Source organism: Mycobacterium sp. ENV421, assembly GCF_002887815.1.
Taxonomy (GTDB): domain Bacteria; phylum Actinomycetota; class Actinomycetes; order Mycobacteriales; family Mycobacteriaceae; genus Mycobacterium.
Genome location: NZ_PDHO01000025.1, coordinates 13,197 through 27,392 on the forward strand (window position 1 = coordinate 13,197; position 14,196 = coordinate 27,392).

The 14,196-nt window shown below is 61.2% G+C and carries 7 protein-coding genes; 2 read left to right on the forward strand and 5 right to left on the reverse strand.

Features of this window, described 5'->3' with window-relative positions:
• Nucleotides 1–69 precede the first annotated feature (69 nt).
• Entirely contained in the window at nt 70–1,242 is a 1,173-nt protein-coding gene (locus CRM90_RS22895; protein ID WP_102809231.1) for an McrC family protein, read from the forward strand.
• A 191-nt stretch (nt 1,243–1,433) separates the two neighbouring features.
• Here CRM90_RS22895 and CRM90_RS22900 read toward each other — a convergent pair whose 3' ends face one another.
• From CRM90_RS22900 to CRM90_RS22920, 5 genes are all read right to left on the reverse strand, one after another.
• Nucleotides 1,434–3,092, reverse strand: a complete 1,659-nt coding sequence (locus CRM90_RS22900) for a nuclease-related domain-containing DEAD/DEAH box helicase (protein WP_102809232.1) — start codon at nt 3,090–3,092, stop codon at nt 1,434–1,436.
• A gap of 106 nt (nt 3,093–3,198) precedes the next feature.
• Nucleotides 3,199–3,564, reverse strand: a complete 366-nt coding sequence (locus CRM90_RS22905; protein ID WP_102809233.1) for a hypothetical protein — start codon at nt 3,562–3,564, stop codon at nt 3,199–3,201.
• Nucleotides 3,565–3,848: 284 nt separating this feature from the next.
• On the reverse strand, nt 3,849–8,486 hold the full coding sequence (locus CRM90_RS22910) for a DEAD/DEAH box helicase family protein (RefSeq protein WP_102809234.1): 4,638 nt from the start codon (nt 8,484–8,486) through the stop codon (nt 3,849–3,851).
• Nucleotides 8,483–11,845: a hypothetical protein gene (locus tag CRM90_RS22915; protein WP_233209466.1), complete on the reverse strand. Its 3,363-nt coding sequence runs from the start codon at nt 11,843–11,845 to the stop codon at nt 8,483–8,485. Before CRM90_RS22915 ends, CRM90_RS22910 begins: the two co-directional genes overlap by 4 nt.
• A gap of 132 nt (nt 11,846–11,977) precedes the next feature.
• A complete protein-coding gene (locus CRM90_RS22920; RefSeq protein ID WP_102809235.1) occupies nt 11,978–12,391 on the reverse strand; it encodes a hypothetical protein in 414 nt (137 codons plus the stop codon).
• 156 nt (nt 12,392–12,547) lie between these two features.
• On the opposite strand from CRM90_RS22920, the gene CRM90_RS22925 reads away from it, so the two are divergent.
• On the forward strand, nt 12,548–14,170 hold the full coding sequence (locus CRM90_RS22925; protein ID WP_102809236.1) for a helix-turn-helix domain-containing protein: 1,623 nt from the start codon (nt 12,548–12,550) through the stop codon (nt 14,168–14,170).
• Nucleotides 14,171–14,196 lie beyond the last annotated feature (26 nt).

Below are 14,196 nucleotides of genomic sequence, written 5' to 3' on the forward strand. Positions count from 1 at the left end.
GCATTGTCTGCGGTCGGCGACCTTAGTCCGCGGCTAGACGTGCGTTGGCTGGCTGGCGGCCGAGTCGAAATGACGGCGTCGTCGTGGGTCGGTGTGGTCCGCTTCTCTGCATTCGAGATTCACGTCGTCCCGAAACTCGTTGGTGGAACACTAGGCGTCTTACGCATGCTCGAATACGGAGCCGGCGTCCGCCTACTCTCTCGTGTGTCCGACGACGGACGGTTGCCGTCTGAAGGCACCGATTTGTTCGAGTTGATCGTCATGCTGCTGACCGAGGAAACCAAGGCCCTGCTTCGAGATGGTCTAATACGTGACTACCGACCGGCTGATGAAACGCTCACGGTCATGCGCGGTCGACTGCGAATGCGAGACCAGTACCTTCAACGGTATGGCAGTCTCGACCGCCTCGAATGCAGTTTCGACGAGTACGACGGCGATGTCCCCGAGAATCAGCTCCTCGTCGCTGCCCTGTCAGCAGCGGGCCCCCGTGTCCGCAGGCAGGAACTCAGGGCGGATGTTCAGATGTTGGATGCCATCATCAGAGATGCCTGCGAGCCGACCACTCACGATCCAAACTGGTACCGGCAGCGAATCAGTTACGGCCGGCGCAATGAACGTTATCGGTCGGCGCACGAGTTAGCGCTTCTGGTGCTGGATGGTCTTGCGTTAGAGGACCTCTACGACGCGTCATCGATTCGCACCGATTCATTCATGCTCAACATGAACGCGATTTTCGAGCGTTTCGTCACCCGACTGGTCGAGGAATCGCTTGTGGGAAGCGGTCTTCGGGTGTCGACGCAAGAGTCGTTCCACACCGTCATCGTCGACGAGGACTCGGGGGGCACCTATAGCAACGTCAGACCGGACCTCGTCATCTTCGACACTGCCTCCCACCACGCCGTTCCCGTGGACGTCAAATACAAGCTCTACGGGCAAAAGAAGATCAGCACGAGTGACGTGTACCAGCTATTTCTCTACGCATACGCGTTGGGAGACGATTCGACACTCCCAGTGGCCGGAGTCATCTACCCGTCAATCCGCACCACCAGCGGGCCGCATCTGATGGTGAAGCCGAGGGCTGGATCCCCCGGTGCACGCATTCGCGGTTTCGGACTGGACGTGCCATCGGCTTTGTTAGCGTTGAATTCCCCTGCGGAGCCACAGCTTTATGTCGACGTGACCATGCATGTTCGGGAGATCACTGGAATTAAAGGGGCACTCTCGGTGGATGGCGTCGGATAACACCGTTCAGAGATAACGGTCCCGGACATCTGGTCTGCTTGAGTGCACCGACGAAGTCTCCGTCAAGACAATCGAATTCGGGTCGACTAACCAAATGGGCCCCGGGGCACGCGGAACGAGTGCCAGCCAGATCCGGAACTGACGGTGAAGTGCGACTTGAATGCGCCAGTTTGAACGCTTCGGAGATGGGTTCACGTGGTGACGCCCAATCGACGAGCTAGGTCGGGCCCGCCGACCTCAGCGATGAACTCGGGATCACCGCAGACCACGAGTTGGTCTCGGGCCCTGGACAAGCCGACGTAGAGACGCTCGCGGGAGCGTTCGAACGCGCCCTTGTCGTTGACGACCAGGACCACCGCGCGGCGCTCCAGTCCCTTGAAGCCGAGGACGTGGCCGTAGAAGACCTGTTCGGCGTCCCAGAAGCTGTCCCAATAGATGTCGGTGCCCTCGGCTTGTCGAGCCACCTGTTCTGGGTGCCGGCTTCCAGTGGTGAGCAGGGCGACATCCTCGGGCCTCCAGCCGTCGTCGAGGAGCTTGTCGATCTGGTCGTCGCCGACGTCTATCGCGTCGTCGCGGGTGCAGGGAATGAAGGTGACGTCGGGCCCGTCGCCACCCAGCGAGCGCATGGGGTGGTCGACCAGGGGTTGAAAGGCACTGGCGATTTGGCGAGTGTTGCGGATGTTGTGGTCAAGGATCAACGGCACCAGCGGAACCGGGGGCGTGCCCTGACGGTCGAAAACCCTTTGTCCTTCATCGCTGAAGACATAGATGCCTCCGGATTCCGGGTCTTTCAGGGCGGCTAGCACGGGATCCCACCAGTTGTCGGCGAAGTCCTGGGCTTCGTCGATGACGATGGCGTCGAAGCGCTGCCCGGCGGGAAGGTTGTTAGCCAGTTCGAGCATCTGGACGGGCAGGTCGTGTTCGAAGAACTGGGCGGTGGTTTCGCTTCGGAGCGCCTCGTCAGGTCCTTGCGGTGCGCCCCAACGGATTCCTAGGGCGTGGAATTCACCGACATAGGCGGGCTTCTTACGGCGCGACCAGTTCTGGGTGATGCGCTTGAGGTAGGACGCCAGGCCGTGGGAGTAGCAGAGCAGGGCGACCCGTTGGCCGTCTTTAGCGAGCCGGCGGACCTGTTCGACGGCCATGAAAGTCTTGCCGCTGCCCGCACCACCGCGGACCTCGACGCGATTGAGCATCCGGACGGCGTCGAGAATGACTGCTTGGCGCTCGGTGAGGATGTCAGCGGCGTCCTCGTTCTCCAAGGCTCGGGCGACCACGTCGCGCTGCGGGAGACCGCGACCGCTGAGCGCCCTCTGGAGTTGATCGATGCCAGTTCCGGTCAACAGCGGTCGGTCGATTTCGTGTTTGACGGTGACGTCTCGGAGCCGACCCACCAGGGTGGCGAGGTCCTCTCGGTCGATGATCTTCCACCGGGGGCACTCAGGAAGTCCGAAATCATACGGCAGTTGAGAATTCGGTAGGACGACGACGTGGTCCCAGCGGAGGCGGCCTTGAGTCCAGCGCGGGTCAGCCTCGACAAACTCCCGCAGCGCGTAGCAGGCTTCCCGAGCCTGACGCACGGGTTCGATGGGTTTGGTGTGCCCACTGCGGCTGCGCTGCCACCACTGTCGGCCGTCATGCCACACCTCGCCGCCCTTGACCTCGACGCAGACGATTCCCGCGTCTTCGATCGCAACGACGAAGTCGATCTCGTGGTCCTTCAGATGGTCGGTGACGCGCTGGCCGGCGATGAGCAGGTCGCGCTCGCCGAGGTGATCGGTGAGGAGCCGCCATACTTTGCGCTCGGACTCATTGGCGAGGCGTGGAGTCGCGGGGAGTGTGATGGCCATCAGCGTCGAATTCCTGATTCAATACTCGTATACGGTGGGCGAGTTCGAGCCTCGAAATCTGGACATGTTCCCTGGCTGACGGCAGTGGTCACGCGCAATGCCGAGGTCATATTTGAGTCAACCGTAGGACGACCGGCTTGCCTGAATCGACCTGAACGCCAACGAAATGCGCTAGCAGCGCACATACGAATGCCGAACGCTTGACGTTCAATTCATTCAGCAGTTGCTCTTGGCTGAGGGTTCCCTGCGCGCACAGCTGGGTCCATGCCTCGTTGATCATCCAGGCTGGAACGAGCTGAGGTCCCCGGCCCAGCTCCCGAGATCGTGTTGTTTCCACCAGGATCCCGTCCCGGCGGATTTCGGCGATCCAATTGGGGCGCAAAATGCCCAGTGTCGAAATAGCTTCACCAGCTGTGACGGCTGCACAAACCTTCTCGAAAACGTCGTCAGTGAACTCTTCGTCGCGTACCACTCAAGCGCTCCTCACAATTGCACGTCCTAGCTGAGGGCTATCTACGCAACAACGCTGCGCCGCGGCGCGCCAACTCGATGATTCGCCCAGGCGACCAATTGACCTCGCAGGTTTGCGCGTCGCGACTCTGCGCCTCCGCCGTTCAGTTCCGTCGGCGGGTCGTCGTAGCGAATGGCACCCGGTGCGTCGTCCAGCGCCCTTCGTATGTGACTCATCGATGGCACGTGCGGGCCAGGCGGCATTGGTCATCACCTTCCGGACGAAGCTTCCTGGGACCAGGCTCATCAGGATGGCTGGCTACTCAACAGTGCCAAAGCCCCTCGCCGGGAGAGTCTTTCATGTTCCCGGGCGTTGCGGTATGTCCGAAGACATCCATAACAAGATGTCTCTTCACCGCATTCACAGTCGGTCACCCGCTTGATCGCTGACTGCATCACAACGCCGATGTTCTCGGCGATCTTTTTTGCCGCTCCGGCGCCACCCGGCACGGTGTCGTACAGCACGATGCTTCGTCGGTCGTCGGAGGTCCATGACAACGACCCCGCGATATCGTCACGGCTGATTTCCAGCCCGTAGGAGGCACCTTCGAGAATGGCGTAAAGCGCTGAAGTCCAGTTTCCCTCGTGGTCTTTCAGGTACGGAACGCCGTCGAACGTAAACTCGGCAACGTCAGATTGATAGCGGTGCCCGAGGGAAATCGTCTCCCACCTGCCACCGCAGTCGCGTCCATTGTCGGGGCGCCGGTGTTTCTTTGGCTTGCTGCCACGAACAGAGGGAGCCGACCAACCACACCATTCGCACAGTTGAAAGCCATCTCCCGCGCCGTCCGAGACGACGGCCAGCCATGCGCGAACTCCGGCCCGCGCCGTCGCCCGCAGACCATTGCCACCAGACCAGTGATACTGGCCAATTTCGTCGCCGTGAGTTTCGACGTAGCTTCCGCCGTGCCAACGGCGCTCCGGCGGCGCGTTACCCACATCCTGATTTTCAGGTGCCGCAATGAAGCCAAACTCTGGGATAATGAGAGTCTTGCTGGCTTTGAACACATCCCCACAGCTTGCACAGGTCTCGCCCGCATTCAGACCCTCTCCGCGCTCGAATCGGTTGCACGTCTGGCAGATTCGGTACCGGTGCCGGACCAGCTCTCGGTCGGGCCGCTTCTTTAGCCCCGCTGACGTCCAGAGTTTTCCACCGGCCACGACCTGATTACCGGGAGCGTAATCGTAGATGGCCTGCCCGAGATCGCGGTCTAGTTCCAACACGCGCCCCACTGGGTCAACCGAATTGATCGTGCTGAGTCCGACAGTGTCGACTGGAAAGCCATACTTGGGCAGGATGTTTCGATTAGCAAGGTACCCGAGCAGATCTCGACCGACGATCGTCCTCTTCGTGTCTTCGAGTCGCTTACTCAACGCGAACTTGCGCTCTTTCACAGAGTCAGCGATGCGTGCCTCGATGTCGTCAACGTCCTTTGCCAGTTCTTTGCCTATCGCATCGAGCAATTCGATCAACGGTTTCACCCATTTATCGTCGGTGATGCCGATTTCGGCCTGCACTGCGGCGGGCAATGCCATCTTCAACGCATCGGTGACGTTCGCGGGAACTGGGGTTAGATAGTTCTGCACGCCGGCAGCCGGTGAACTACCCTCCCCAGGAGCTGTTAAGAAGAATTCGCCCGCCTTCGTCCACCGCAGATCTCGCGTTTCGAAGCAGTGGCGGAAGTAGGAGGCAAGCGCGACCGAGTGAGCATGGCGCCGCGCAATCCGGGGATTGTCGACCGGTACCCACGGAATTCGCATCCGGCCCGCAATCATGGCCTTCGGATCTTGATACTGCGCAAGGTCGTGCGCTGCGCGGTTCGCGTAGGTCACAACGAGCGCCGCTGAATCTGCTCTCCGCCCGGCGCGGCCCGCGCGCTGGACGTAGTTGGCCGTCTTCGGTGGCATGTTGCGCATGAGGACAGACTGCAGATCACCGACGTCTACGCCCAGCTCGAACGTCGTCGAGCAGGACAGCACGTTGACCTTGCCAGTGATGAAGTCGCGCTGAATTTTGGCCGCTTCTTTGGCATTCCATTGCGCGGTGTGTTCACGTGCGCTCAGCGGTGCGGTGGCCATGGTCTGATATACAACGCGGTAGTGGTTTGCGTCGTTGGTCGGGTCGGGCAGCACGAAAGGTTTGAGCCTGCCTGTGCATCGGCTGTTGGGGCATACATCGCGCACGGAGAATGCGGTCAACAGTCGGCAGATGTTGCACTGATACCAAGAACAGTTGCTGCCACTTGTCATCCTTAACATGCGGTGATCGAGCTGATACAGCTGGCCCAGTGTGCGGTCCGACTCGGAGACGAGGAAACCAGCGGATTCGAGAATCTTCCAACAGCCCTCAAGGATGCGTTCTGGCGGCGCGTCGTTCGACAGTTCGGCTAGCACCTTTCTAATGAAAGTGACTCGACTGTTGGTGATGCCGGCGCCATTCGGAGTCCAGCTGATTACCTGTTTAGCCCGATCCGAGCCCGTTGAACGCATTCGCACACGGCTATTGCGGGGAGCGAAACGTTCGTCTTTCACGTCGACGCGGTCGAGCACCGTGACGGCGCCTTGCAGCCGAACGGTTTTGACCAGTTCGTTGAGGAGCGCCCAGCCCTCTTCCTCGGTCAGCCCCAGCGAGGTCAAGCCGTTAAGTTTGACGGGGGCGTCGCGATGCAGCGCCACCCTCATTAGCCCCAGCCCTTCCAATGATTGCCTGGTCTCAAGGGTCATCAATTCCCCGGAGATCCACTGGTTAACCGCCTGCGCTGTCTCGACCTTGCCTGTGCCCCTTGGGAAATGACCAGCCGAATCAGCCTTTTCCTGAGCCAGGATCGCCAGGTCACCCGCGGTCGCGTCTTCACCGGCGATGGCCGGGTCGCGTAGCGCCTCGGTGATGTAGCGCCGTTCCAACATCCGCGCGTAGGTGCGGTCTAGATAGGGCGCCGCAAAGGCCGCCGACTGACGCGAGTCCGAGAACATCAGCAGTTTGCGGCCTCCGCCGACCTGATCGGCAGCCTCGTCTACCGCCTCTGGAAGTTGTTGGTAGAGAGCCGTTGTCACCACTGCCGGTGCGGCATTGACATCAGTCCTGAGTCGACGAACTCCTTGCCTCGACTGGGTGCCGCACTCGGTGCACCGCGTCATGACTCGCTTGGCACGCGGATGCTCGCGCACCGGCAACATCGCGCGGAGATTGCAGGACGGGCATGTACTGGCGTCAGCGTCGGCGAGCAGCCCGCATCCAGCACACAGCCGCCGGGAGGTGGGGTCGGCTCGGGCCGCCTTTGGCTCGTCGTCGGCCAAGGTCAGCTCATCCTCATCCACCACGACGTCGCCCTGGTCGTCGGCGAGCACCAACCAGTTGACCGAACGATCTGCCGCTTTCGCCGGTACGAAGTATTCATTACCGCTACGTGAGTGGAGATCTCCCGCGAGGTGCACCGCGCCGCAGCGGGTGCAGGTGCCGAATTCGAATACGGCGCGCCCTGTGTCGGGGTCGAGCTCGTGGCGGCTCAGGAAGATACGGGGGCCAATGTCGTTGAAGCAGACGAAGGCTCCCTCTGTCGCGCGAACGAACATGTGGTATCGAGCGGACAAGACTGGGTTGGCAGAACCATCGTGCACACTGCTACCGATTTCGACGAGGGAGGCGAGCTTCTCAGCCGAATGCTCGTCATCGGGCCAGAGTTCTTCGCTTAGGCGATGGATATCGACCGGCCCACCGTTAAGAGCCGTCTTCAGCTCGACCATAGAGTGCTCAGTGGCCAGAGCCTCCGCCGCATCGAGGCCGGGCGGGATGGCGGCGGCGGGTTCGACGTGCCCGCGGTGGACGTCGAGCAGTATGTCGTCACTGAGGCGCCAAGTAGGCGACGGCAGGTGCACTTGGCGGACTGGCTCGACAAGATCCTGGCGTTGAGCGTCACCTTCAACGTACTCAAATGGAGCGTCAAATAGGTTGGCTGCGAACTCCATTGCCTCTCCGCGCGGGTCATTGCGCACCGAGCCGGTCAATGAGGCTGAGGTGGCGATGCACTGCAGATTTGCTCCGGGAGCTACGCGCTGCTTGAGCCGGCGAATAAGCAACGCTACTTCCGAGCCCTGTGCGCCGTCATAGACGTGTGCCTCATCCATAACAATAAATCGCCAGGTGCCGGCGTGCGAGCCATCGAACAGTTCTATGTCCATAGGGCGCATCAGCAAGTACTCCAGCATTGCGTAGTTCGTCAGGAGCAGATGCGGCGGCCCGGAACGCATCTCTTCACGGCTGAGCAACTCATTGGGCAGCCGACGTTGATCGGGGTTGTTCTGGAGGAAGTCGTTCTCAGCATCACGTGCACGCTCAACGGTCTCACCCGTATAGCGACCGAATGTAATTTGCGGCAGACCGGCGAGAACCGCTCGAAGGCGCTTCAATTGGTCGTTCGCCAACGCGTTCATCGGGTAAAGCAATAAGGCCCGAACTCCTGGGCGCAGGGTTCCTATAGCCGACTCGGCGATTAGGGAGTTGATGATCGGAATCAGGAAGCTTTCGGTTTTGCCGGAGCCAGTACCGGTGCTCACAACCAGGTTTCGCCCCTTGACGAACTTGCGAATCGCGGTTTCCTGATGGATATACAGCGGTCGGTCGAGCGAGAACGACGGACCGTGTGCTGCAATGAAGTCTGGGTGCAACACGCCCTCATCGATCAGCTCGCGGCACGTGGCGCCGGTCTGATAGGGGGGCGTCATCTCGAGGATCGGCCCCTTAGTGAGGAGCTTGCTCGCGTCGATCTCGGCATCGAAAGCTGTCGCCAGGTCTTCGTCGCGCGGCGCCAACAAGGTCTTCAGATATCGCTTGTAGCTACTTTCGATCTGTTGCGCGGTTTTGAGCGGATCGAGTCGGTCGATCATTCATCATCTCCAGTCAGGTCGCTGCGTCGGTCGTACAGCACCAGGGCCTCGGCCATCAAAACGTCATTTGCAACCATGGTTGGGCAGAGCCGCGCCAGATGTGACCAGTCCCTGAGTAATCCGGTGTTCAAGTATCGAGCGGCGATTCTGCCCTGGCCTTCCAATCTGGCCAGGAGGGCTAACGTCAATGAGTGCACCGACATCATCGTCCACGGATGTTCTGCGGTGTCGATTCCTTCCAAGCGCTCGATCCTCCTGTGAATCGAGGCGTAGGCCAGTTGTGAGGCCTTCTTGATTGGTGTAAGAACTAAAGATAACTGCCGTCCAAGATTTGGCGACCACCCCGCGTCAATCCACTCTATGCGTCGGTACAGGCATTCGTAAACGCCGGCGCGAAGACTGTCCGGGTGCAGCTGAGCGCGCGGAACTTGTTGGATTTCAGTCAGTTTGAGCTCGATGTCGTTTCCTGGAACGTAGCTGAGAGCGAATGCCGAAGCGTCCAGGGCGGCCAAGTCCGAGTGGACCATTTTCCCAGCTTGGAGCATCTCCATTAGCGGAGCGCCGCCACGTTCGCGCAGATAGGCCAATGTCTCCGCGCGTTCGGCCCGTACTTCATGCCTGCGGTGGAAAAGCGATGTCAGGTCGGCGAGTTCAACCATGCATCCGAACCACGGATGGGCATGCAATTCGTTGAATGTTTCTTCTGTCTCAAAGTTGTGGTTGACCAGTTCGCTGCGGATCAACATAGCCATCTTGTCAGCGGCGTCAATTGTGCTGTCGCCCAGGCACTCCAGCGCTCTTCGTGGGTCCCCAGCGAGCAGAGCGGTCAGCTCCTCAAAACGCTGTGATCGGCCATCGGCGTGCAACCGGGCAAGTGCCGCCCACACTTCAGGAACGGCTCCGACTTCGAGCGGGGCGCTTCGTGGACCGCCGAGAAAGCGGGACAGTTTGTTTTGTTCGGGGGTTCCATCATCGCGGAACCCGAACTGCTCCACGTGGAATGCGTCAGCGACCGGCGTGATTGGCGGCTCAATGTAGGTCCACGGATCGTCTACGAACAATTGGCAGCGTAATTCTCCTCGACCGATGAGGCGCTCCGGAAGTTGTGCGCGCCCGTCCTTTAGGGGCAGGACTTCGGGGGGAGCCCATGGCGCCGTTGTACTCCACACATAGACTGCGAGATCGTCTATGTGGGCAGCATCGGTGAAGAACAGAACGTCCTCGCCGAGTAACTCCACACTGGACGCGAGACGGCGTGGCTGAGCGGAAAGCACCTTCACCGCAACTGGGCCAACGCCGGTCTGCAGCGTCGCAACTAACTCGGCGGACTTGTGCGCACGTATGGTGTCGGCGAACTGTTGTGTGCGGCTTTCGAATACATCGCCGTGCCGACGCCGCGGATGGGCATCAACTTGCAGTAAGTGACCCGACTCTGAGTAGCAACCGAAAGTGACCTCCTCAACACCGGGCGCGCGAACGGCAACGAAACGGTCCTGAGCGAAGTCCTCTGGGTCGAGTGCGTCTGCGCTCATACGCCATGGGGCGGGTGTCCCCGATTCCCCTGTGCGGATCTCAATGTGTGGCGGCCTAAGTACGATCGCAGCACTTGACTCTGCTGAACGGATCGTGATGGTCGTCTCGAGTTTCCTCGGCTCGAAATTGATTGGATCGTTCGGACTGATATCAAGGGCATCGCTACTGATGAATGCTGTCGAAGGCGTCAACCCTCGTGAGTCAGGCACTCGTATGGCGGGGTCGAACTGGACGTCGACGCCCTCGGCTAAGAACACGGAGCAGCGTGCATCGGCTCCCATCGGACCGGTCACCATGAATTCGAACAGGCCGAGTTGCGATTCTTCTGCGTCGTCGAAGGGGTCAACGCAGGTCTCGACATCCTCGCTACGCCACGATTCGTCGACGATCCATTCAGTGTCACCGAACCGCCGAACTTTCACATCCCATTCGGGGGCAGGATCAGCAGTGGTGGCCGGCAACATCACCCACGGACGAGTGCCATAAACCGCCTGACCATCTGTCGCGGTCATCCCTAAGATCTTCGACCTGAGCTGAAATCGTGGCCGCAGGTCCTTGCGGACCCAACGCGGATTGCCGACTGGGTCGCCACCGTGCGTGAGCTGGAGCGCTTCAATGTCCTCGAGCTCGACAAACGCGCTTCGCCACCCGTGCCAACCGGCCGGCCGCCCGTCGTCGTTAATGGTTACCGGGGTTGAACTGCGTGTATCAACCAGCTGATGATCGTCCGGAAAGACAGCCCATGCAGCATCTTTCAGGCCGTCACGGCGTCCAATCCATCGTCCATTCGCATCGAAAACAAGCAGGGGGTCGGAGGGTAGAACCAACGGTAACGAGATGCCAGCCGTCAGCTCGGGATGACCCGCTACCACTTCGCGTACGGGACCGGGAACCGCAACGCGCGCAACTGCAGTCTGGATGTCGCCACCCCAGCGACGAAGGGCGTGTGCTTCACGAACCTCACCGTCGAAGGACACCCGCCAGGGCAAAGCACCGCCCTCGGACGGGGTAGGGAGCGCTAGGACGATTTCGTCGTCCTCAATGCTGTAGGTGATCGCGGGATGCGATGCCGCGGTCGTCCTCGACCGCCTCTTTTGGAGGTGAAGCGGATTTTCCTTCAGCTGCAAGATCAGTTCTTCGAGGAGAACTCCCGGCAGCCCGGTAGTCGAGGAATCGAGAGCCGCATCGAGCAACGCCGGATTCACCGTGAACTCCTCGATGAACTCAATGATTCGGTCGAGGATGTCGGCGGCGAACTCGGCACCATTCATTAGGAAGTTGCGCACTGGCACATCGAGCGCGTTAGCACGATATTCCTTACCGGGCTCTTGCAGCCATTCCATGACAGCTGCCCCGCTGGTCGGCCGCCCTTGTAGGACGTGGTCATTGATGACCTCCAACAGATCCCTCAGGCAATGGATGGGGATGCCCGCGTGCAGAGCCAGCGTCATAACGTACTTGCTGCCACCACCAAGCTCGATGGCCGGGAACCTGGCGAGCGAGAACTTGTCGAGCAACGCCGGCAGTTGGCGACGGATCCCGTTCTCAAAATCGGTGCTGTGGGTTAGGCCAAGTTCTTCCCAGAAGCTCTGCCAGTACGCACCGTGGTCGTAGGCCAGTGCGGCATGGCCGACGAGGGCTACCAGACTCACCGCCGGATAGCGCTTTATTACTTCCTCGTGAGACCAACCTCGGTTAATCAACTGTTGAGCAGCGCGGCCAAGATTGCGCTGAATCTCTCGTACTTCGTCAGCAGAAAAATCGGTTTCAATTACGAGTCGAACGGGCGCTAACCGCTGCCGCCATGCGAAATCGGCATCGCTCATCCAGTCCGATAATGACGTCGACATGACCGCCCGCTCCCCCATACCCCATTGACTGCTTGCTTCTGGGGCACCTTAGGCGAGAGCTACGACACATAGAAGTAGCGTCGCCGGAATGTACGGACGTTCAACCCCCTAAGCAGCCACCAACGTAATCGGAATCTGCGACTGCCCCGGCCGGGTCAACACGCAGTTGCCCTGCTGGATCTCGGTCACCTGACCGGTCAGCGTCTGGGTGTTCCAGGTGAAGACCATCGCGCCCTTGGTCTTGGACCTGTCCGGGCACACCGGCACCTGACCGATGACGCGCATCATCCAGGTGTGCGCGCCTTGATAAACGGCCTGACCCTCGATCAGCGGGGACTTAATGTTGGCCAGGCAGCCCGTCTCGATCACGTTGCACAGGTTCGAGATGGTCCAGGTGTCGATGATCTCGTTCGGGCCCTTCACGGTGTAGCTGCCGCTCATGAGGTCGTCGGCCGCCGAAGCCGTCGGCGCCATCGCCAGCGCAACACCGCACACCACCGCAGCGACACAGCCAGCACGCATGAGCAACCCCTTCCGAAGTCAACGGCTGTCACAGTATCCCGACAACCTGAAAACCTGCAGTACAAGACTCCGCAGCCAACCCGCCACACCGCCGAAGCACCCGCACTGTTCAGCCATTACATCGCCACCGCCCGCGCTACCGTTAACGCGATCACCATGGCGAATCCCACCGAACTCGAGACCGCCCGCGCCGCCTACACACAAGGCGACTGGCGCACCGCCTACGACCTCTTCACCGAAGCCCACGAATCCGGCGAGCTCACCACCGACGATCTGTCCTCGTTCGGCCTGGCTGCTTGGCGCCTGGGCCACGGCCGGCACTCCATGCAGCTATCTGAGCAGGCCTTCAACCGCCTGAACGCCGCCAACGACACCCACGGCGCCGCGATGAAGGCCGTCGAGGTCGCCCTGCAGTGGTTCAACGGCGGCGATCTCACCATCACGCGCGTCTGGATCAACCGCGCCCGCCGCCTGCACGACAAACAACCCGACGACCGGGTCCTGGCCTACCTTCTCTATGTCGACTCCTTGGTGGCCATCGACGAGGGCCGCAACGACGTCGCCAAAGACCTCGCAGCGCAGCTCCAAGACGTCACCGACCGGCTGAACGATCCCGGCTTCAACGCCCTCTGCTTCACCGCCAGCGGCGTCACCATGCTGCCCTTCGCCCGCACCAGCGAAGCCTTCGCCCAACTCGACGAAGCGATGATGCCCGTCCTCGCCGACCAGGTCCCCGTCGACTGGGCCGGCGACATCTACTGCGCCGTCATCCACGAATGCCACCGCCTCGCCGACCTCACCCGCATGAAGACCTGGTTCGACGCCATGGAGGTCTGGCGCAAAGGCCCGAAGGTCACCGCCTCCTGGTACGGCACCACCTGCGAGGTCCACAAAATGGACCTGCACAGCGCCACCAAAACCCTGAGCGAGGTGGAGCAGCGGCTGATCGACGCGATCGCCGCCATGGGCGACTTCCCCGGCACCGTCGGCAAGGGCTACTACGAACTCGGCGAAATCCGGCGCCGCAAGGGCGACATCGACGGTGCCCGCGAAGCGTTCGCCCAAGCACGCGAGCACAACAAGGACCCGCAACCCGGCGAGGCGCTGCTGCGCACCTACCTCGGCGAGGCCGACGCCGCCGCGACCGACCTGCGCATGCGGATGGACGCCGAGCAGGACGACATCAACCGCCTTCGGCTGCTACCCGCCGCCATCGCGATCGCGTTGGCCCGCAACAAGACCGACGACGCCGACCGCTACTGCACCGAACTCGAAACTGGCGCAGAGCGATTCGACTCCCCCGGCTTCCGGGCCTGGGCCCGCCACGCCCGCGGCGCCGTCCTCGTCAGCCAAGGACAAGCCGAAGAAGCACTGCCCGTCCTCCAAGACGCCCTGCGCCGCTACCGCAGCACGCAGTGCCGCTACGAAATGGCTCAGGTCTACGACTGGATGTCGCTGGCCCGGCACGGCGCCCAGGATCCCAGCGGCGCAGAAACCGACGCCGCCAACGCCGCCGCCATCTATCAACAGCTCGGCGTCGCGCCCACCCACGCCGAGCCCACCGAGGCACCCGGCGGCTTGACCAAACGCGAACTCGAAGTGCTGGCCGGTATCGCCGCGGGCCTGTCCAACCGCGACCTGGCCAAGAAGCTGTTCATCAGCGAAAAGACCACCGCGCGCCACTTGGCCAACATCTACGTCAAGCTCGGCGTCTCCTCGCGCACCGCAGCAGCTGCCTGGGCCCACGAAAACAAGGTGCTGCACGGCGCGTCTACATAATTCGCACCATGCCCTGCCTGCACAAA